Genomic DNA, 21,874 nt, shown 5'->3' with positions numbered 1-21,874 from the left:
ATGGCTTGGGTTTTTTGCGTCGCTCGCTGGCTGCCACGCGGTTTCCAATGGTCTGCTCAAACCTCTATTTCAAACCCACCCGAGGCGCGCCGCTGGCCGAACCATTCCTTATACTCGACCGAGAGTTTCGCGACAGCAGCGGCAGTCTACATCGGCTGAAAATCGGCGTGCTGGGCTTCATTCCACCGCAAACAACAGTCTGGGAAAAGCGCTATCTGAAAAGCCGTGCGTCTGTTGACGACATCACCGCCTCCGCCCGCCTGCTGGCACCTGAATTGCGCGCCCGTGGTGCAGATTTGATCATTGCGCTGTCACATTCCGGCATTGGTGAGGTTGAGCCCGGGCTGGGTGCCGAGAACGCCAGTTCCGCGCTTGCCGAAATTGACGAGATTGACGTCGTGATCGCTGGCCACACCCATTTGACCTTTCCGACTGCTGCCCGCCACAACCTTGCGGGCAAGCCAGCCGTCATGCCGGGTTTCTTCGGCTCGCATCTGGGGGTGATCGACCTTACCCTGCGCAAGACCGGCAAAGATTGGTGCGTCGCCAGTTTTACCAACGAAACCCGCGCCGTGTCGCGCCGGGATCCCGCTACAGGCGAAGTCGTGCCCTTGGTCGGCGATGATGCCGCTATTGCCGAGATCGCCCGCCCCGCGCATGACACCCTGCTAGCCCGCATTGATGCCGAAATCGGCAGCACTCCGATCCCGCTGCACAGCCATTTTGCGCTGCTCACGCAGACTGCGGCGCTGACACTGGTGGCCGCAGCCCAGGCGGAGCGTCTTAAGCACGCGTTGGCCGACGGGCCACTCGCAAATTTGCCAATGCTGTCGGCCGTTGCGCCGTTCAAAGCAGGCGGTCGCGGCGGCCCGGAAAACTACACCGACATTCCGGCAGGCCCGCTGCGCGCCCGCCATCTCAGCGACCTTTACGTCCACCCCAACAGCCTGTCGTGTCTGCGCGTCAGCGGTCAGGATATTGCCGATTGGCTGGAACGTTCGGTCAGCTTGTTTCACCAGATCGCGCCACAATCATGCGATGCCCCGCTGATCGACGAGGATTTCCCGAGTTTCAACTTTGACGTAATCCACGGGGTGACTTACCAGATTGACCTCAGCCAGCCCGCGCGATTTAATCCCTATGGTCGGGTGGTAGCGCCGCAAACCCACCGCATCACCGCACTGGCATACCTTGGCCAACCGGTGCAGCCCGACCAGCAGTTCGTGTTGGCCACCAACAGCTACCGTGCCGCAGGCGGTGCGGGTTTTGCTGGCACTGGCACCGATCAGGTCGTCTACGATGGTCTCGAAAGCAACCGCGAGGTATTGGCGCAATATCTGCGCGCCGGTGCCGTGCCACAGTCTATCTCGAAGCACCCGTCTTGGAGCTTTGTGCCGATGCCCGGCACCACTCTCACGATCAATCTCAACCCCAGCGCCATTGATCATCTGCCCGATGTGCCGCATCTGCGACTAGAGCCGCTAGAGTTGCAACAAGATGGCTTTCGGCGCTTTCGTCTGCATCTGTGATCGGCTATCAGCGCGTTGATGTTTCTCTACACTCCTCAGCACGGCACCTCTTTCAGTGCCGCCAATCGCCCTGCCGATCTTCACCGCAAGTTGACGGCGCTGCGGCAAATTCTTGTTCAGCGTCAGGGCGCATTGCTCTATCGACGCCGCAAAACCGGGGCTACGCATGTTTGACGCTATCTTCTTCGATCTCGACGGCACTCTGATCGACACCGAGAGTCTGGCGATGGCGGCTGGCCTCGCCGCTTTCGCAGAACTGGGCCACCCGGTGAGCGAAGCTTTTCTGCATCAACTGGTCGGCGTCGATTTACCCACCAGTGGCAAAATGATCAAAGCCTTGCTGCCCAACCTTGATCAAACCGCGCTGCATCCGCTGTGGCAGGGCGGCTTTCGTGCCGCGATGGATTTGAACGGCTTGGCCCTGAAACCCGGCGCCGAAGCTCTGCTGCAAGCCCGGTTGCTGCCGATGGCGCTTGTCACGTCTTCTGGTCGCCGCGAAGCGCATCACAAGCTGGCGGTTGCGGGCATCGCCGAGATGTTCGATCTGATCATCACCGTCGATGATGTGACCGCCCCCAAGCCCGATCCCGCGCCCTATCTGCTCGCTGCCGAGAAACTGGGTGTCTCGCCCGACCGGTGTCTGGTGTTTGAAGACAGCGAAACCGGTGCCGAAGCCGCCCACCGCGCTGGCTGTTTCGTCGTGCAAATTCCCGACGTCGTTCCCAGCCAAGGCCGCTGGGCGCATCACTTGGCCGACAATCTCCTCGCAGGCGCAAGACATGCGGGTCTGCTGATCTAACCCCCAGTGAACTGCCGCAAAGCCAACCGAACGCGCTGATCTTAAAGGCTCTGCGCGCTCGATAAACCGAACGCCGCGCTTTATCCGTGCCGCGACTGTTTCCCTTTCGACAACACCGCAATTCCTTAATTAGGCCATGCTTTGACGGTCAATTCCTCCGGAGACCACCCCGGGGGCGCATCTGTCATGGACTACACCGCTATCTTTGTTTTGGCCTGCATATTCATCCCGTTGGAGAAATTGCTGCCGCTGCACCCCGAACAACGTACGCTGCGGCGCGACTGGCTCAATGATCTTATCTACGTGCTGGTGAATGGCTTTGTCGTGCGGGCAGGGTTCACCTTAGTGGCAGGCGCGCTCATGCTGGGCATCGCTTATATTGCCGGGCCGAACCCGATCCGCTGGACCGGAGCCCTGCCAATCTGGGCGCAGGTGACGCTCGCGATCATTCTTGCCGATAGTGGCTATTACACCGCACATCGCATCTGCCACACCGTGCCCGCTTTGTGGAAGTTTCACGCTGTCCACCACAGCGTCGAAGAGATGGATTGGCTGGCCACACATCGGGTGCATCCGGTTGACCAGATTTTCTCCAACACGCTGTCGATGCTACCGATCTGGGTGATGGGCTTCTCGCTTGAGGCGTTGGCGATTCATCAGATGATTTATCAGGCTCATGCGCTGCTGTTGCATTCCAACCTGCGCATTAAATTTGGCCCGTTGAAGTGGCTGGTCGCATCGCCCGAATATCATCACTGGCACCATGCCAATGAGCGCGATGCCTATGATCGCAACTTCGCCGCGCAGCTGTCGATCATTGATGTGATTGCGGGAACGATCTTCCTGCCGATCAAGCGCCGCCCGAAATCTTATGGTCTGAACGAACCGATGCCGCGCAACTACCCTATGCAGTTGATCCACCCTTTCCGCAGCCTTGCGCGTTCGCTGATGCAGGCCGCCCCCTCCAACAGATTGGAAACCCGCATGTCCGCTACCGAAAAGACCCGCGCTTCAGAGGACAATCTCGGCAAACTCGCCATGCTGCTTGCTTTCGGCTATTTCGGCTATCAACAGGTGCTGTCTTTGATTTCGGTCGTGGTGAACCGCGACTCGATCCCGCTGTGGGAACTCGCGATTTGCTCGCTCATCGGCGGCACCGCCTTTTTGGGTTTCGTGCTCTATTACACCATCACCCGGTTGCCGCCGCGCGAAAGCGCCACCGGGGTCACCTCACGCATTGTCGCGATTGTTGGCACTTTCATCATGTCGCTGCTTATCGTGATCCCGCCGCAAGCGATCTCGGCCGAGACGCGCATCATTTCCAGCGTTATGGTCACGATTGGTTCAATGGTGTCGATTTACTGCCTACGCCAACTTGGCCGGTCGTTCTCAATCATGGCAACCTCACGCGCGCTCAAGACGCAAGGGGCTTACAATACCGTGCGGCATCCACTTTACGCCGCGGAAGTGCTGATGATCTTCGGAGTCGTTCTGGGCCATGGTACGGCCTTAGCCTTCGGTCTGGGCGCCATCTGGCTCGTGCTTCAGGTCCGCCGTGCGCAATACGAAGAAGCTGTGCTGCGGCAGACTTTCCCCGAATACGCAGATTACGCGGCGCGCGTGCCGATGCTCATCCCCGGCCTGCGTCTTGGTTGGCTTGAAGCATCGGTCGCACGCAAGCCCGAAAACATCTGACCCTGCAAGCGCGTTAAACCAAACGGAAACGGGCTGCGGGATACGTGCCATAGCCATCGCATAATCTCACCCTGATCGGCTTCAGCGAAACAAACCGCGTCACGGCTTCCCCCTCGCACCGCTTCAGTCTACCCTGCGCGCAACCAAGGGAGACCCCGATGCGCGCGATTTTTGAACGGTTGATGAGTTTTGACACGGTCAGTTCCAAACCCAATATCGCGCTGATGCAATATGTGCAGAACCTGCTCGCCGAGTCTGGCATCCCCTCCACCCTGATCCCCGATCTGGCAGGCGGCAAAGCCAATCTCTACGCCACGGTGGGCCCGCAAGACCTGCCCGGCGTGATGCTGTCGGGTCATACCGACGTCGTCCCGGTTGAAGGTCAGGCGTGGACGGTGCCGCCGTTTGCGTTGACCGAGAAGGATGCCCGCTACTACGGCCGGGGTGCCACCGATATGAAGGGCTTCGCCGCCTGCGCGATTGAGGCGGTTCTGAACGCAGCCAAACGCCCGCTGAAAGTGCCGCTGCATCTGGCTTTGTCTTATGATGAGGAGATCGGCTGCATGGGCGTGCACAGCCTGATTGATATGCTGCAAACAGCCCCAATCCGCCCACGGCTGTGTATCGTGGGAGAACCTACTGCGATGCAGGTCGCCACTGGTCACAAAGGCAAGATTGCTCTGCGGGCGACCTGTGTGGGCCGCGAAGGCCATTCGGCGCTGGCCCCGCTCGCGCTGAATGCGCTGCATCTGGCGGCGGATTTCGTCAATGTTGTGCGCAACTTGCAGGCGCGGGTGGCGGCGACGGGCTTGCGTGATGGCGACTATGATGTGCCCTACTCGACGCTGCATGTCGGCAAGCTGAACGGCGGCGTTCAGGTTAATATCGTGCCCAACGCGGCGGTGATTGATTTCGAGATCCGCAGCCTCGCGGGTGAGGATACCGACGCTTTGATTGCCGATCTGCGGGCAGGGGCGGCAGCTATTGTGACCCCGCTGCGGACAGAGTTTCCCGAGGCTGAGATCAGGATTGAACGGCTGTGGGATTACCCCGGCTTGGGCACGCCTTCGGATGCGGCGGTGGTCAATTTTGTCAAATCGCTGACCGGGGCGAATGGCACGATCAAGGTGGCTTTCGGCACCGAGGGCGGTTTGTTCAATGCGCGGCTTGGTATCCCGACAGTGATCTGCGGGCCGGGGTCGATGGCGCAGGGCCACAAGCCGGACGAGTTTGTGTCGGTCGAACAGATTGAGCGCTGCCGCGAAATGTTGGCGGCTTTGGTCGATCGCTGCGAGGCCGGTTTTTAATCCCACGCCGCCCCGGACTCGATCCGGGGCCTCATGGCAGCTGAAGCGAGGCCCCGGATCAAGTCCGGGGCGCCGTTGTTTTAGCTATTCCTGCCCCGCCTTCTCGGCCCGTCCGAATAGCCCGGCCAAAGCCCGACTGGTGGTGGCAGAAGTACCGGGCCGGGGCAGTGCGACGAATGGCATCGGGCGCGACAACTCCATCGCGGCCAGACCCACCCGCGCTGTCAAAGCGCCATTCACCACGCCTTCACCAAATCGCCGTGAGATTTTCGCGAGGATACCGCCAGAGGCCACCGAGCCCACCAGATCATCCGCCAAAGCAATCGCGCCTGCGCCCAGAAGCGCCGAAAACACCCGCCGCATCAGGCGAAAACTGCCCATGCTGCCCGAGCGCCCGCCGTAAATCTCCGACAAACGCCGGATCAGCTTGAGGTTGGAATAAAGCGCCGTCGCCACATCGGCCAAAGCCAACGGCACAAAGGCGGTGACGGTGGCGACTTGGCGCGCGGCGGCTTCGACCTCGGCCAAAGCGGCGCGATCCAAGGGGGCCATCAACTCAACCTCGGCCAGCGACAACAATGCGTCGGCATCGAACACATCCGCCTCACGCTCGGCCAGACGGGCGCGGCCCCAAGCGGTATCGGCACGGTCGGTATAAAGGCTGGCGATGCTGGCCACTACGGCGCGGGCCGCTTTAAGATCGGCCGCCAAACGCGCTTCAGCAGCGGCCACCCGCAGCTTGTCCAAGCGCGCCATGCGGGAAAACGCCATCAACTCTTTGCCCGCCAGCACCACCACGACGAACAAAGCCAAGATCAACAGCACAAAGGCCAGCCAACCCAGAGCATTGTTTGCGCTGAACAATCCGATCACAAAATTCCACGCCGAGACTGAAAGCACCAGCGTGAACAGGCTGCCGAATACCCAAAGCGCAAACCGCTTGAAACCCGAACCCCGGCGCTGGGCAAGAAACGCGGCCGTATGCAGCGCACGCGCGGCACCGGCATCGGGCACGGCATCGGCCAAACCGGGATCGGCGGCGTCGCCTTCATATTCCTGCATCAGCGGGCCATGCAGACGGGGTTGGTCTTCAAGCGGGCTCACAACCGATCTCCGATCAGAAATTCGGCGGCACGGTCCAGCCGGATATGCGGCGGGCCTTCGCCGGGGCGCAAAGTGGTGCGGGCGGGCGCAAATTCCATCAGCGCGTAATCGGCATCCAGCCATTTCTCGGCACCCTCACGCGCGGGCGACAGCAGGCGGGCTGGATCGCTGGGCAGTTGGCCCGGATACATCACCGCCTGCTTGCCATTCGACAACAAACGGCCCCGCACAGCATCAAGGCTAACCCCTTCACGCTGCACGGTTTCCTCAATGGTGGTGCGCAAGGATGCCATCGAAATCGCCGCCGTCTGCGCGCCAGCGAAATCGGCGCGGGAGACCGCTTCTCGCAACATCGCGCGCATGATCCCGGTCAACGCCGGGTGCTGGTGATGGTGCAGATGGTCAGCTTTGGTGGCCGCGAACAAGATTTTTTCCACCCGTTTGCCGCCCAAGATACCCGTCAGCCAGCCGTTGCGACCGGGGCGAAACGCTTCCAGAACATCGGCCATCGTGCGGCGCAAATCTTCCACCGCTTGCGGGCCTTGATGGAGGGCGCTTAGCACATCGACCAGCACGATCTGGCGATCAATCTTGGCGAAATGCTCGCGAAAGAACGGCTGGATGACGCGGGATTTATAGGCATCATAACGGCGCTGCATCTCGCGCCAAAGGCTATTGCGCGGGGTCGAGGCAGGCGCAGGCAGTGGCGCGAAGGTCAGCACAGGCGAGCCCGCGAGATCACCCGGCAGCAGGAAGCGACCGGGGGTGCAATCGGACCAACCATCAGCGCGGGCGGCTTTCAGATAGTCGGTGAAGCGCGCCGCGAGGGCTGCCGCGCGCGGTTCCTGCAACCGCAAGGCGCCATCCTCGGCGCGCGCATGTGCCATGAAATCAGCAGCTTGGGGGCGTTTGGTGATACGGTGAAGCGTTTCCTCCGACCACTCGGTGTAGGATTTATCCAGCAAAGCGAGGTCGAGCAACCACTCCCCGGGGTAGTCAACGATATCGACATGCACGGTGCGCGGGCCGGAAAGGCTGTTGATAAACCCCTGCGGCCGGGTGCGAAACGACAGCCGCAACTCAGACACCGCACGCGTCGATTGCGGCCAACGCGGATCATTGCCGGTCATCGCGGCGAGGTGATCTTCATAAGCAAAGCGCGGCAGGGTGTCGTCGGGCTGCGGTTGCAGATACACAGCCTCAATGCGGCCTTGCGCCTGTGCGCTAAGTTGCGGCATCCGGGCGCGGTCCAAAAGGTTGGCCACAAGGCTGGTGATGAACACGGTTTTACCAGCGCGGGAAAGCCCGGTAACGCCGATCCGCAACACGGGTTCATAGCCGGTCAAGGCCGAGGCTGCGGCCTCAATTTGCCGGGCAATGCCGTGGGTTAGTCCAGAAAACAACTGCGCTCATCCTATTGCTTGCGGTGAACATAGGGCGGGGGCGGCGGTTTTGGAAGGCGTGGCGGGTTTCCAAAGCATGGACAGGACGGTATCGGCGCGGTAACTGAAGGCTTATGCCCAGATATGCCATGCTCATCGACTATGACGGCGGACCGTTCAACGGCTGGCAGCGCCAAGCGGCGGGCCAGTTGACGGTGCAAAGCGCGATAGAGGCGGCTTTGGCACGGCTGGAGCCGGGGCCGCATACCATTGCCGCCGCAGGTCGGACGGACTCCGGTGTGCATGCGACCGGACAAGTGGCGCATTGCGATTTGGCGAAAGAGTGGGACCCGTTCCGCCTCGCCTCGGCCCTGAACGCGCATCTGCGGCCGCATCCGGTTTCGGTGCTGGCGGTGGTAAAGGTGGCGGAGGATTTCCACGCGCGGTTCTCGGCGCGGGAGAGGCGCTATCTGTTTCGCCTTGTGGCCCGGCGCGCGCCTGCGACCCATGATATGGGTCGGGTGTGGCGGGTGCACTCGCCGCTGGATGTGGACGCGATGCGGGCGGGAGCTGCGCATCTGATCGGCAAACATGATTTCACCACGTTCCGCTCAACCAACTGTCAGGCGGCAAGCCCGGTAAAGACGCTGGATGAGGTAACGGTTGCAGAGCTGCCCTATCCGGCAGGCGTGGAATACCGCTTCACCCTGCGGGCGCGCAGTTTCTTGCACAACCAAGTGCGCTCGATTGTCGGCACGCTGGAGCGGGTCGGTGCGGGGGCTTGGACGCCCAATCAGGTGGGGGTGGCATTGGAGGCAGCGGATCGCCAAGCCTGTGGGCCAGTGTCGCCGCCCGATGGGTTGTATATGACCGGGGTGGGGTATCCGGTGGACCCGTTTGCGTGGATTTGAGGCGGCAACCAAGCCGGGGGCCAGCCCCCGGACCCCCGGGATATTTATACAGAGAGGATGACGAAAGTTGGTTCAGACGCCCCGGCGTCAGATCTTATCTGGCCCCGGAGCGTCATCCCCTCTGACGGTCATCGGCGTCCCCGGCTGTACCGCTCGTTGAGTTTGAGCGATTCGGGTTAACAGTCGATTAACGTTAATGGTCATCCTCTCTGCTCAAATATCCCGGGGGTGCGGGGGCTGGCCCCCGCCTTGGTGGATGCAGGGCGCAGCGCCTGCTAGACCATCCGCACCCCATCGCCTATTGTTGCGAAAAGCATTGGAGCCTGCATGACCCTTTCTGATCTGTTCCTTAGCCAACTCTCTGATCTCTTCCGCATCGGGCTGCTGATCGCTCTGTTTATCACCATGCTACGGACGCGGGCGGCTTCGGGTGTGTGGATACCACTCGCGGCGGGGGCGGTGTTTGTGGCGGTGATTTTACCGAGCACAATGCAAGCCACCAGCGTCCCGCTGATGCAGGCTATGCTGGTTGGATTGCTCGCAAATCTGGTGATTTTGGCGGTTATTCTGGCAGCTTGGACGTTGTTTCAGCGGTTGCGCGGCTAGGCCCGCGCCGCTTCAACTCACAGCTTCCAAATAGCAAAAGGGCCGGGAGTTTCCTCCCGGCCGTTTTGCTGATCTCAAGTTCTCTTAGCGGTTGTTCGCGTCCGAGAAGATGTCTTTCTTATGCGTCCCGTTTGGCACAAAGATCGTGCCGATCACCACGGTCATCACGGCGATGACAATCGCATACCACAGGCCCGCGTAGATGTTGCCAGACTGCGCCGAGATCGCGAAGGCGGTTGCTGGCAGCAGGCCACCGAACCAGCCGTTGCCGATGTGGTAGGGCAGCGACATGCCCGAATAGCGGATGCGGGTCGGGAACAATTCCACCAACATGGCTGCAATCGGGCCGTATACCATCGTCACCAGCAGGATCAGATAGGTCAGGATCACCACGATCTTCAGTTTTTGCGCGGTGAAGATATCGAAGAAATGCGCAGCTTTAGCCACCGTGGTATTGCCAGCCGCGACAATTGGATAGCCCGCCGTGGTCAGCGCATCATTCAGCGATTTGTCGAACGCGGCTTTGGCAGCTGCGTTCTCCTCTGCTGTGCCTTTTGCAGCATAGCCGGGGATATCGGTTGCTCCGACCTTAACCGAGGTAATCGTGCCGGGTGCCGCGTCAACCGTCTCGGAGTTTGCCGAACGCGAGGTCAGCGCTGCTTTGACGATATCGCAAGAGTTGGTGAACTTCGCAGTGCCAACCGGGTTGAACTGGAACGAGCAGTCAGCCGGATCGGCGCTCACTACAATCGCGGTTTCGTGCGCGTGGGCCAGCATCGGGTTTGCCGTATAGGTCAGCGCTTTAAAGATCGGGAAATAGGTCAGCGCCGCGAGCAAACAGCCTGCCAGAATGATCGGCTTGCGGCCAATCCGGTCCGACAAAGATCCGAAGAACAAAAAGCCACCGGTGCCCAAGATCAGCGACCAAGCCACCAGCACGTTCGAGGTAAAGCTATCGACCTTCACCACGTTCTGAATGAAGAACAGCGCGTAGAACTGCCCGGAATACCAGACAACCGCTTGACCCGCCGTCAGACCAAACAGCGCGATCAGCGCGATTTTGGCGTTTTTCCATTGACCAAAGGCTTCCCGCAACGGTGCTTTCGACGCCGAGCCTTCTTCCTTGATCTTCTTAAACGCCGGGCTTTCGTTCATTTGCAGGCGGATATACAGCGAAATAGCCAGCAAAACGATTGAACCCAAGAACGGAATACGCCAGCCCCAAGCGTTGAAAGCTTTCATCATCGCAGGCGAGCCATCGGCGGCGGTCGTAGCCACTCCCATCGCATCCAGCACCGGCTGGTCAGGATAGTTGCCGTTCACATAGCCCTGCACCATAAGAATGATGATCAGCGACAAAAGCAAACCAAGCGTTGCGGTGGTCTGGATAAACGCGGTGAAATAGCCGCGTTGGTTTTGCGGCGCGTGTTCAGCTACATAAACCGCAGCGCCACCATATTCACCACCCAAAGCCAAGCCCTGCAACATTCGCAAGCCGACAAGGATGATCGGAGCGGCGATGCCCCAAGAGTAATAACTCGGCAACAGACCGACGAGGAAGGTCGAGACACCCATGATCATAATGGTCATCAGGAAGGTGTATTTCCGCCCGATCAAGTCACCCAATGAGCCGAACACCAGCGCGCCGAACGGCCGCACGATAAAGCCCGCTGCAAACGCCAGCAGCGCAAACACGTTGCGGGTGGCTTCGGGGAACGGCGTGAAGAACTGCGCGCCGATGATCGCCGCGAGCGAGCCGTAGAGGTAGAAGTCATACCACTCAAAAATCGTGCCGGCGGACGAGGCCAGAATGACCTTGCGTTCCTCCGCCGTCATTGGACGTGAGCGTGTGCCCACATCTGCTGCATATGCCATTGTCTGGCCTCCCTTGTTGTGCGGCGCGCTGCCGCTTCCCATCCCAATTCAAAGCGGCAAACCTGTCCCCGGTCTTTTTGCAGGGGGTCAGGCTTATGGCCTTGCCGCTTTGCTCTTTCCTCCGCCCCCGCTCCTCAACGGGGGTAGAACTCCCTTAGGCCGTGATGCCTGTTACGATCTGGCCAAGGCTTTGGCGGATCTCAGCGATGGCACCCATCGCATCAATCCGTTCCAACACGCCTTTGCTGTCGTAATACGCAATCAACGGAGCAGTCTGGGCGTGATAGGCAATCAGCCTGTCGCGCACCGTTTCGGCGTTATCGTCGGCGCGGCGTTTGAACTCCGTGCCGCCGCATTTGTCGTAAACCCCCGCGCGGGCAGGTCGTTTGAATTGGTCATGGTAGCCTTCGCCACAAGCCGCACAGTTATGGCGGCCCGCAACCCGGCCCACCATCGCGGCATCGTCAACCTCAAGGCTGATCGCCGCCGTGATCTTTTGCCCGGTTTCAGCCAGCAACTGATCAAGCGCCGCCGCTTGCCCCGCCGTGCGCGGGAACCCGTCCAGAATGATGCCCTTTGCCACATCAGGCTGGCGCAACCGGTCTTTCAGGATCGCCAAAACGATCTCATCCGACACAAGCGCGCCCGCCGCCATCTCAGCTTTCGCCGCCAACCCTGACGGGGTTCCTGCGCTCAGCGCAGCCCGCAGCAAATCACCCGTCGAAAGCTGTATAAGCCCGAAATCCTCCTCCAAAATCCGGGCTTGCGTGCCTTTACCAGCACCGGGCGGACCAAGCAGGATGATAACCGGGGCCATCGCTTACGCCTTGTTCATGCGGTTGGCGATCAGATCATCAACCACCGCCGGATCGGCGAGGGTCGAGATATCGCCCAGCGCACCGAAGTCGTTCTCGGCGATCTTGCGCAAAATCCGCCGCATGATCTTGCCCGAACGGGTCTTCGGCAAGCCCGGAGCCCATTGGATAAGATCTGGCTTGGCTATCGGGCCGATCTCATTGCGCACCCAAGCCTCAAGCTCTTTGCGCAAGGCATCGCTCGGTTCTTCGCCCTTCATCAGCGTCACATAGGCGTAGATGCCTTGGCCTTTGATATCATGCGGATAGCCGACTACCGCGCTTTCAGCGACTTTCGGATGCGCCACCAACGCGGATTCAACCTCCGCCGTGCCCATCCGGTGACCGGAAACGTTGATCACGTCGTCAACCCGGCCGGTGATCCAGTAATAGCCATCGGCGTCGCGCTTGCAGCCGTCTCCGGTGAAGTAATAGCCGGGGTATTGGCTGAAATAGGCTTCCTCAAACCGCGCATGATCACCCCAAAGCGTGCGCATCTGCCCCGGCCAGCTGTCAGCGATGCACAAAACGCCATCGGTTTCGGTGGCGGTCTGAACCTGCGCCGTCGCAGGGTCCAAGATGATCGGCTGCACGCCAAAGAACGGCAGCGTCGCTGAACCCGGCTTTTGCGCGATCGCACCCGGCAAAGGCGTGATCAGATGGCCGCCGGTTTCGGTCTGCCAGAACGTATCCACAATCGGGCAACGGTTGTGGCCGATATGCTGGTTATACCAATTCCAAGCCTCTGGGTTGATCGGCTCCCCCACCGAACCGAGCAGTTTCAAGCTGGAAAGGTCATGCTTGGCGGGCCACTCTGGCCCCAATCCCATCAGCGAGCGGATCGCGGTCGGCGCGGTGTAGAACTGGCTAACCTTATGCTTGGCGCAAACCTCCCAGAAACGTCCGGCATCTGGGAAAGTAGGCACGCCTTCAAACATCACCGTGGTAGCCCCATTCGCCAGCGGGCCGTAGATGATATAGCTGTGGCCCGTCACCCAGCCGACATCGGCGGTGCACCAAAACACATCGCCATCGTGGTAATCAAAGGTGATCTGATGCGTCATCGCGGCGTAAACCAGATAGCCGCCCGAGGTATGCACAACTCCCTTTGGTTTGCCGGTCGAGCCCGAGGTATAAAGAATAAACAACGGGTCTTCCGCGCCCATCTCGACATAGGCGCAGTACGGTTTAGCGGCGGCCATCTCGGCGCGCACATCAATATCGCGGCCATCCACCCAAGAGGTCTGATCACCGGTGTGCTTCACCACCAAGCATTTCACCCGATCATCGCAATGCATCAGCGCCGCATCGGCGTTGTTCTTAAGCCCGGTCTTCTTACCGCCACGCGGCGCAAAATCAGCGGTGATCACCACTTTCGCATCAGAATCGTTGATCCGGTTCGCCAGAGCATCCGGTGAGAAACCCGCGAAAACAATCGAATGAATGGCCCCGATCCTTGCACAAGCCAGCATCGCGTAAGCGGCTTCCGGGATCATCGGCAGATAGATCACCACGCGGTCACCACGCTTGACGCCCTGTGCTTTCAGCACATTGGCCATGCGGCAGGTCTGTTCCAGCAGTTGCGTATAGGTGATGTGCTGCGCGGGGGTTTTTGGATCATCCGGCTCCCATATGATCGCGGTTTGGTTGGCGCGGGTGAGCATATGGCGGTCGATGCAGTTGGCGGACACGTTCAGCGTGCCATCCTCGAACCATTTGATTGAAACTTCGCCGCGCTTGAACGTGGTGTTCTTGACGCGGCTATACGGCTTGATCCAGTCAATGCGCTGGCCTTCCTTGGCCCAAAACGCCACCGGTTCAGCGACCGAAGCCGCATACATCGCTTCGTATTGTGCGGCGTTCACATGCGCGTTGGCAATAAAGTCTTCCGAGGCCGCATATTTCTGCGCAGCAGCGTGATCGGACATAGTTCTCTCTCCATCCCAGTCAAAGCTTTCGCTCTGTCATAACGGCCTGCTGTGTAAGCAGGGCTCCCCCGTTTGCCAAAGCGTTTAGTGGGCATCGGACACAAATTCGCCACCTACAATAAACACATCACAAATGCCGAACTAATCTCAGAACCATAAAGCATCTGTAAAATATTTGGTAACTCTTTTTATTCATGGGATTTTTCTGTAAATAGTTTACAGATCAAGCGGTGAATATTGTAAATATCCAGAAAAGTGGCAATGAAAGTACGAGTACAACGCCGGCTTGCCTCTCAGGCCAATCGGCGGTGTAGCGATTGCTTAGGCCGAGGTTGCGGTGTCCATTCAGCTCATTTCCTGCGATGCCACCAATCCGCCGCTATTTCGTCCGTTCACAAACAGGTGATTCGGATGATAATCAATGGGCTTAGCGCCCGGCAGCCTTAGCGATGCCACCGACGGCCTCCCTTCCTATTCAAAGGCCCGGAATGACCCAAAAGCGCCCCGATCTTGTTGCCGATGCCGATCTCGAAGCCCGCAGGTTGGCGCTGTCGCTGATGCAAGCCAAACACGCCGCGCTGGCGTGGACCGATCCGCAAAGCCAAACCCCCGGTATCAGTCGGATCGCTTATGGTCTGGATGAAAGTGGTATCCCAATCGCATTGATATCGGGTCTAGCACCACATACCCAAGCTTTGCGCGCCAACCCCGCCTGCGCGCTGATGCTGGGAGAGCCGGGTGACAAAGGCGATCCGCTGACCCACCCCCGCCTGATGATCCGCGCCCATGCAGAGTTTGTGGCAGCAGATGATCCGGCGCGCCCAGCCCTGCGCGCGCATTGGCTAAAGGGCCATCCGAAGACGACCCTTTACGTAGATTTGCCCGATTTCGCTTTCGTGCGTCTTGTGCCGCAATCGGCGCTGCTGAACGCCGGATTTGGCAAAGCCTTCAGCCTGACGCCTCAAGACCTGCGCTAACCCTCACGCCGGGTTATCCACCCGCAACGTCACCTGCACCCGGCCCTTCACCGCGCTGGGCCATTTGAGATTGGCAAACTGCCCGCCCACGCCCTGCTCCACCTGTGCATAAGGTGTCACAAACTGCGCCACCCCCGCGCCATTGGTAATCGCCCCCTCCGCCACCACAGCCACCACATTCCGCGCCCGCCCGCCAAATGGCAGCAGGTTGCTGCTGTTCACCGCGCAAGTGTCGGATTCAGTGTTTTGCGTGTGCTCAATCAACATCGGGCTCAGCGCCCGCTTCACCACGCCATTGAAGGTGTTTTGCGCGAAATGCACGTTGCGGAACGAATTGAACGCCAGAGTCGCATAGCTGGTGTCGATGGATTCCGCCCGGTCAATATCACCCGAGCGCGCATAAAACACATTGCTCGTCACCGATAAACCCGAGACGAAATGCCCCGGCCCGCGTGGCGTGATCACGATCCAACTGAACCAAGCCACCACATTCTGCGCGGTAAAGACATCTCCCGTCACTGTAAGGCTGCCAAATGAGAACTCATTGCTGTAATCCGGCGCGGCATCATGCTCGTTCGACAACTCGATAAAACAGTTGTCGATATAATTGCCGGTGAAAAAGCTCTTTGAACTCGGCAGCGTCAGCACGACCCCCGCGCGACGAATGCCATTGCTGCTGTCATCGCCACCAAAGAAATGGTTGCCCGCAAACAATCCGCCCGAACCCGCCACGATGCCAAAATGCCCAAACCGCGACGAGCGGTTGTTGCGGATCTTGATGTCGTTGGCATTGGCATTGAACACGATAGAGTTGCGGTTCTGCGCCAACTGCCCCTGATCCGCCGAGAAAAACTGGCAGCGGTCAATGTGCAAATCCTGACAGCCCTCACCAGTCGAGGTGATCGCGCGGTCTTTCACCAGCCCGAACATACACTCCGACACATCGAAAATCGCCCCCGCCAACGCGAGATTGATACCGCTGGCGATACCGGCGCAGCTAAACTCCACCTCTTTGATCTGAAACCGCGTCAGCACCGCGAAGCCCGAGAAATCGAGCATATAGGCGTAGCGATCAAAGGTGAATGTCCGCGTCCCCGCCGCCGCCCACAACGGTTGGCTCAGGGTGATCGTGCTGGCGGCGATGTTCTTCGAGGTCACATAAACCTCGCGCCCCACCCCGGTGCCGCTGATCCGCGCGCCAACCGGAATCGCCGCGATATTGGCCACCCCCGTCAGCATCAGCGGATTTGCCACCGTATAGGTCGCAAGCGCCGTCATGCTCTGGGTGTTCCACGCCGTCCCCGGCACCGCCACCAGATTGCCATTCACCAAGCTGCGCCGCGTTGAGAAACTGGTCAAACCGCACAAGGCCGCGACGTTGATCGGCGCGGTCAATTCAACCCGCCGCCCGTTCATATCCAGCGTCACATGATCGGTGAAATAGAACAGCACCTGCAGCGCCTTTTTGAACCCGGTCAGCTCACTACCAAACGCCGCCGCATAGGTGTCGAGGTTATAATTACGGGTGCAGGCGAGTCGCTGGCTGTCCGGCATCACAATGGTGCCCTCAAACTGCACAGGATTTTCGAACGTCAGATGCGAGGCGATGTAATAAACTCCCGGTGACACCACCACAGTCTTACCCGACGCCGCCGCATCCGCTGCATCAAACGCCGCGCGATCATCGCTGACACCATCCCCCACCGCGCCGAAATCCCGCACATCCACAAAATCGAACATCTCGGAGTGAAACACATCCGTCACGTCCTCAATCGTGATGTCGTCAATCCGCACCACCCCGCCGGTTGGCCCAGTCAGATCAACGCCAAAATGCCCGAACGCCGGGGCAGTGCCCCACACCATATCCACCCCCGGCCGATTGCCCGAGCCAATGATTGCGCTGACCACCGTCACCGAGCCGTACCCCGTCAGCGCGACATCTGGCCCGACTTGATCGGCACTGCCGACATTGCCACCCGAGCCATTGCCCGCCCATCCGGCAATCCGCACCATTGGTAACGCACCGCTGATCGCCTTCACCCGCGCCGTCACCCGCAGATACATTCCCGGTTGGCACGGGATTGCCTGAAAACACCGCAACTTTTGCACCGCATTGGTCTTTTGCAATTCAAGGCAGCCCGCAAAGTCCTGATCGGCAGGCACATAAGCCGCATTCGGTTGCGCCAAGTAAGAGCCTTGCCCGCTTAAGCCATCCTCACGCGACCAAAGCGCCAGTCCCGCCGAAAACGGTGGCGGCATCAACACCAGACCTTGAGTAATCGCCTTGTTCATCGCCTAACCTCGCCTAGTTGTGCCAACAATCCGACCCGCTCGGGGCTTGAGGCCGAAGTGCTACCGACAAAGCGTTAACCAAGCTCAACTGCAGCGACCGCTGTCTTTGGACTAACGCAAAGGCCAAACTGGGTTTTTTGAGCGACAGATCGCCTAAAATATTGCGGCGATACCCTATAAGCTCGACCGCGTTGCTATTTTCAGGGCCAAGACTATGTTATCAGATTGTTTACTAAATCGGCCAAATCCGGCAAAAATTTCAACTGAAGCGTTAGCGAAGCATGTTAAGCCAAAGTATAACCGAGGTCGCTAAATGAACCCGATGACAGAGCAGCTTCTGGCGATGAGTCGTTCTAACAAAAGAGCCATTCAGGTTGCGGTCGATGTATTGCTTTTGGTGGCGGTATACTTCCTTTCAATGGTTTTGAAGTTTGAAAGCTTTGCCTTTGTGCATGATCTGCAATCTTGGGTTGTGCTAATTCCGGTGTTGCCAACCACGATCTTTATCTTCGTTCGATTGGGCTTTTACCGCGCCGTGCTGCGCTACATCGCCGGACGCGCGCTGATTACAATCCTGAGGGGAGCTATTCTTTCAGGCATTTTGATGAGCGTCGTGATCGAGATGGCTGACCTTCCGGTGCCGCGCGCCGTCCCGCTGATCTACATCATGCTGACTTTTCTCAGCATTGGCGGCATCCGCTTTGGCTTCCGCGAGCTGATGACCTATCAGCAAAACCGTCGCAAGGAACGCGTTGCGATTTACGGGGCAGGGGCTGCGGGTCGGCAGTTGCTGCAAGTGCTGCATCAGCGCAGCGATTATGTGCCCGTCGCGTTCATCGACGACTCGCGGCAGGCGCAAGGCACTCTTGTCGGTGGTATAAGAGTGTATTCGCCGACGCAGATAGAGCGGCTGGTTCGCGACAACGGCGTGAACTTGGTGTTGCTGGCGATCCCTTCTGCAACCAAATTGCGCCGAAATGAAATTCTGAAATCGCTGGAAAATCAACCGGTTCTCATCCAGTCCGTGCCCGGTCTTGATGACATTATGACGGGCAAGGCCCGCATTGATCAGATCAATGACATCAAGATCGAAGATCTGCTGGGACGCGATCCGGTGCCGCCACGCCGCGAGTTGCTGGGTGCCAATATCACCGGCAAAGTGGTGATGGTGACCGGTGCTGGCGGCTCAATCGGCTCTGAATTATGCCGTCAGATTCTGCGGCTGAAACCCGCGCGTCTGGTGCTTTACGAGATTTCTGAACTGGCGCTTTACACAGTTGAGGAAGAACTGACCGACCTCAAGGCCACGCTGCGCTCTGCTGCTGCGATCTCTGCGGTATTGGGCTGCATTAAGTCGGCACGTCTGGTTGATCGCACGCTGCGGCATTTTCAGGTCGAAACCGTCTACCATGCCGCTGCCTACAAGCATGTGCCGCTGGTCGAACACAATATTGCCGAGGGTGTGCGCAACATCGTATTCGGCACCGCGACTTTGGCCGAGGCGTCAATCGCCGCCGGAGTGAAGTCATTCATTCTGATCTCGTCCGACAAATCGGTGCGTCCCACCAACATCATGGGCGCGTCGAAACGCTTGGCCGAACTGGTCTGTCAGGCGCTGGCCGATGCGCCGCGCAACAATGGCACGACGATTTCGATGGTGCGCTTTGGCAATGTGCTCGGCTCGTCAGGCTCGGTGATTCCGCTGTTTCGCCGCCAGATAGAGGCGGGCGGCCCGATGACCGTGACCCATCCCGAAATCACCCGTTACTTTATGACGATCCCCGAAGCCGCCCAGCTTGTTATCCAAGCCGGTGCCATGGCGCAGGGTGGCGAAGTCTTTGTGCTCGACATGGGCGACCCGGTTCTGATCACGGAACTCGCTGCAAAAATGGCGCGTTTGCATGGGCTCAAGCCTGTCATCTTTACCGATCCTTCCGTTGAAAAGCCCGAAGAGGGTGAGATTGGCATTGTGTTCACCCAGCTGCGCCCCGGCGAGAAGCTGCACGAGGAACTGCTGATCGGCAATGACCCGAAATCCACCAGCCATCCCCGGATCATGTCGGCCACCGAAAGCCGTCAGCCGCTGGACGAGCTTTTCGCCGCCCTCGACCAACTCGCCATCGCCTGCGACCGCAATGATATCGAACGCATCCGCAAGATTATGATTGAGCAGCAAACCGCCTACCAGCCACCAGGCGAAATCGTCGATCAATTCTGGAGTGAGGATGACACCACTCAAGATGTGCCCGAGAAAGTCGGTTCGGACCCGCGCCGACTGATTTTGGTGCACGGCTGACCGGGGTTGTTTGCGCTTCAGCCCGCCGAGACCCCATCTGCGCAATATTATTCATCACTGCGCGTACAAAACCGGATCTGCAAAAACCTTACTGCCGCCACCATAGTTTGTCGATTTCTGCGCAGGATCGGTGGCGGTGATTTCAGTTTTCGTTTAAGAATACCACAAGGCGCTGGGCAACTCAGCGCAACTAGGCAGGGTTTACGGGCATGAATCGATCGAAATCGCTATTTTTGTGCGCGCTCTGCGGTTTTGCGGCCTTGCCTGCGCAATCCGAGATGCGCCCAAGTCTGTCGTTTGCGGGTGTCACTGGCCTGATCGACATGCCATCGGGCGATCAGCAAAGCGACGGCACGCTGTCTTTTGTGAAATCCCAGTTCGGCCCAATCGGCCGCAACACGTTGACGTTTCAGATCACGCCGCGTCTGTCGGGTAGCTTTCGGTATGCGTCGGTCAAGGATTGGTACACCAAGGCCAATCCCAATGACATCACCACCTATTACGACCGCAGCTTCGATTTGCGCTTTCAGGTGACGCGTGAGGGTCGCTATGTCCCGGCGATCACGGTTGGGTTGCAAGATATCATCGGCACCGGCATCTTCGCCGGCGAATATATCGCGGCCACCAAGACTTTTGGCGATCGCGTTAAGGTCACCGCTGGTTTGGGTTGGGGCCGCTATGGCACGTATGGCTCAATCGGTGCGCCATTCGGGGATCGTCCAAAAGTTGATTTCGGCCTTGGCGGCAAGCCACGCTCGGGTCAGTGGTTTCGCGGTGACGTAGCCCCCTTCGCGGGCGTCGAATGGCAGCTGAACAAGCAATGGTCGCTCAAGGCCGAATATTCTTCGGACGATTATGTTGAAGAAGCCACCAAGCGCAGCACCTTCGACCGCAACAGCCCGTTTAACTTTGGCGTGGAATACAATCTCGGCAATACTGTGCGTCTCGGTTTGTATTCGCTTTATGGCTCGAAAATCGGATTCGCGGCGCAATTCGTGCTCGACCCGAAGAAAAGTCCGCGCGGCGGCAGTGTTGGCCCCGGCCCATTGCCCGTAACGACGCGCGCCGCTGCCAAAAGTTGGGATCCAAACTGGGTCAATGACCGCGGCAGCCAGACCGCGATGCGTGACCAGACCCAAGCTATCCTGACGCGCGACGGTATCACCATCGAAACCATCGCCATTTCGCCAAGCCGTGTGCATCTGCGCATCCGCAACACCACGCTCGACAATGCGCCGCAAGCCATTGGCCGCACCGCACGCGCGCTTGCAGCCACCATGCCCGCTTCGGTGCAAACGTTTGAGATCGTGCCAATGGCGCAAGGCGTGCCGCTATCGACGGTGGTGATCAAACGGGCCGACCTGGAGGCGCTTGAGTTTGCCCCCGGCCAAGATGTCGCCATGGAGCAACGCACTCAATTCCTGCCCGCAGCCGCCGCGCTGCCGCCGGGTTCCATTCGCTCTGACGGGCTTTATCCGCGCTTCAAATGGGGCATAGCGCCCTATGCCTCGAGCAGTTTGTTCGACCCCGGTAAGCCGGTTCAGATTGACCTTGGTCTGCGCCTTACCGCAACTTATGACATCGCGCCGGGCCTGATTCTTTCCACCGCAATCACCAAGAAAATTGTTTCGGGGATTGAGAAGGGCAGCTTCGACTCCAACACCGAACTGCGGCCCGTCCGCAGCAACGCCGACATTTACGCGACCGAGGGTGATCCGGCGATTCAAAAGCTGACCTTGGCTTGGTATGCCAAACCCGGCCCCGAGCTTTATAGCCGCCTTACCGTCGGCTATCTTGAACGGATGTACGGCGGCGTCTCGGCCGAGTTGTTGTGGCAGAAGACCGACAAACCCTATGCGATTGGCGCAGAGATCAATTACGTCCAACAGCGCGACTTTAATCAGCTGTTTGGCTTTCAGGACTACAACGTCGTGACTGGCCATGTCTCGGGCTACTACAGCTTTGCCGGCGGTTATCACGCGCGGCTTGATATGGGCCGATACCTTGCCGGCGATTACGGTGCTACTTTGGCACTGGACCGCGAGTTTGCCAATGGAATCAAGGTAGGCGCGTTCGCAACCTTGACCGATGTGCCGTTTGATACTTTTGGCGAAGGCTCTTTTGACAAGGGTCTCCGCGTCGAACTGCCACTTTCGTTCCTGACCGGCCAAGCCACGCAAAAATCTGGCAAGTTGACGATACGACCATTGCTGCGCGACGGTGGCGCACGGCTCGATGTGGATGGTCGGCTGTATGAAACCGTGCGAAAATACCAGAAATCCGACCTTGATGCCGCCTGGGGGCGGTTCTGGAGATGAC

General features: G+C 59.1%; 15 protein-coding genes. 9 read left to right on the top strand and 6 right to left on the bottom strand.

The window, feature by feature from the left end:
- From JWS10_RS19595 to argE, 4 genes are all read left to right on the top strand, one after another.
- Positions 1–1,529, top strand: a 1,529-nt coding sequence (locus JWS10_RS19595; RefSeq protein ID WP_299509472.1) for a 5'-nucleotidase C-terminal domain-containing protein, incomplete at its 5' end; no start/stop codon positions are given.
- 166 nt (positions 1,530–1,695) lie between these two features.
- The gene (locus tag JWS10_RS19590) at positions 1,696–2,328 is read left to right on the top strand and encodes an HAD family phosphatase (RefSeq protein ID WP_299509471.1); all 633 of its coding nucleotides are present in this window, start codon (positions 1,696–1,698) and stop codon (positions 2,326–2,328) included.
- Between the two features lie 186 nt (positions 2,329–2,514).
- Positions 2,515–4,023, top strand: a complete 1,509-nt coding sequence (locus tag JWS10_RS19585) for a sterol desaturase family protein (RefSeq protein ID WP_299509470.1) — start codon at positions 2,515–2,517, stop codon at positions 4,021–4,023.
- A gap of 158 nt (positions 4,024–4,181) precedes the next feature.
- Positions 4,182–5,330, top strand: coding sequence for an acetylornithine deacetylase (gene argE / locus JWS10_RS19580; protein WP_299509469.1), 1,149 nt, complete (start codon positions 4,182–4,184; stop codon positions 5,328–5,330).
- A gap of 84 nt (positions 5,331–5,414) precedes the next feature.
- On the opposite strand, the gene JWS10_RS19575 is transcribed toward argE, so the two are convergent.
- The gene (locus tag JWS10_RS19575) at positions 5,415–6,434 is read right to left on the bottom strand and encodes a YcjF family protein (protein WP_299509467.1); all 1,020 of its coding nucleotides are present in this window, start codon (positions 6,432–6,434) and stop codon (positions 5,415–5,417) included.
- On the bottom strand, positions 6,431–7,813 hold the full coding sequence (locus JWS10_RS19570; RefSeq protein ID WP_299509475.1) for a YcjX family protein: 1,383 nt from the start codon (positions 7,811–7,813) through the stop codon (positions 6,431–6,433). The genes JWS10_RS19575 and JWS10_RS19570 overlap by 4 nt, the downstream gene beginning before the upstream one ends.
- A gap of 137 nt (positions 7,814–7,950) precedes the next feature.
- Between JWS10_RS19570 and truA the strand changes: the two genes are divergently transcribed.
- Both truA and JWS10_RS19560 read left to right on the top strand, forming a co-directional pair.
- Complete coding sequence (gene truA / locus JWS10_RS19565; RefSeq protein ID WP_299509466.1) at positions 7,951–8,727, top strand: tRNA pseudouridine(38-40) synthase TruA; 777 nt, start codon at positions 7,951–7,953, stop codon at positions 8,725–8,727.
- Between the two features lie 327 nt (positions 8,728–9,054).
- Positions 9,055–9,333, top strand: a complete 279-nt coding sequence (locus JWS10_RS19560) for a hypothetical protein (protein ID WP_299509464.1) — start codon at positions 9,055–9,057, stop codon at positions 9,331–9,333.
- Between the two features lie 84 nt (positions 9,334–9,417).
- Here the strand turns inward: JWS10_RS19560 and JWS10_RS19555 are convergent, their stop codons facing one another.
- From JWS10_RS19555 to acs, 3 genes are all read right to left on the bottom strand, one after another.
- Complete coding sequence (locus JWS10_RS19555; RefSeq protein ID WP_299509463.1) at positions 9,418–11,208, bottom strand: MFS transporter; 1,791 nt, start codon at positions 11,206–11,208, stop codon at positions 9,418–9,420.
- Between the two features lie 154 nt (positions 11,209–11,362).
- Entirely contained in the window at positions 11,363–12,025 is a 663-nt protein-coding gene (locus JWS10_RS19550) for an adenylate kinase (RefSeq protein ID WP_299509462.1), read from the bottom strand.
- A gap of 3 nt (positions 12,026–12,028) precedes the next feature.
- Positions 12,029–13,990, bottom strand: a complete 1,962-nt coding sequence (acs, locus tag JWS10_RS19545; RefSeq protein WP_299509461.1) for an acetate--CoA ligase — start codon at positions 13,988–13,990, stop codon at positions 12,029–12,031.
- A 488-nt stretch (positions 13,991–14,478) separates the two neighbouring features.
- On the opposite strand from acs, the gene JWS10_RS19540 reads away from it, so the two are divergent.
- Positions 14,479–14,967 carry a pyridoxamine 5-phosphate oxidase gene (locus JWS10_RS19540; protein ID WP_299509460.1) on the top strand — a complete coding sequence of 163 codons (489 nt, stop codon included), beginning with the start codon at positions 14,479–14,481 and terminating at the stop codon, positions 14,965–14,967.
- 3 nt (positions 14,968–14,970) lie between these two features.
- Here JWS10_RS19540 and JWS10_RS19535 read toward each other — a convergent pair whose 3' ends face one another.
- Positions 14,971–17,259 carry a glycosyl hydrolase family 28-related protein gene (locus tag JWS10_RS19535; RefSeq protein WP_299509459.1) on the bottom strand — a complete coding sequence of 763 codons (2,289 nt, stop codon included), beginning with the start codon at positions 17,257–17,259 and terminating at the stop codon, positions 14,971–14,973.
- A 313-nt stretch (positions 17,260–17,572) separates the two neighbouring features.
- Here JWS10_RS19535 and JWS10_RS19530 point away from each other — a divergent pair, with 313 nt between their 5' ends.
- Both JWS10_RS19530 and JWS10_RS19525 read left to right on the top strand, forming a co-directional pair.
- Positions 17,573–19,555, top strand: coding sequence for a nucleoside-diphosphate sugar epimerase/dehydratase (locus tag JWS10_RS19530; protein ID WP_299509458.1), 1,983 nt, complete (start codon positions 17,573–17,575; stop codon positions 19,553–19,555).
- A gap of 209 nt (positions 19,556–19,764) precedes the next feature.
- Positions 19,765–21,873, top strand: a complete 2,109-nt coding sequence (locus tag JWS10_RS19525) for a YjbH domain-containing protein (RefSeq protein ID WP_299509457.1) — start codon at positions 19,765–19,767, stop codon at positions 21,871–21,873.
- Position 21,874 lies beyond the last annotated feature (1 nt).

This window comes from Cypionkella sp., from assembly GCF_028290025.1.
Classification (GTDB): Bacteria; Pseudomonadota; Alphaproteobacteria; order Rhodobacterales; family Rhodobacteraceae; genus Cypionkella.
This window is presented reverse-complemented; position numbering and strand designations above follow the sequence as displayed.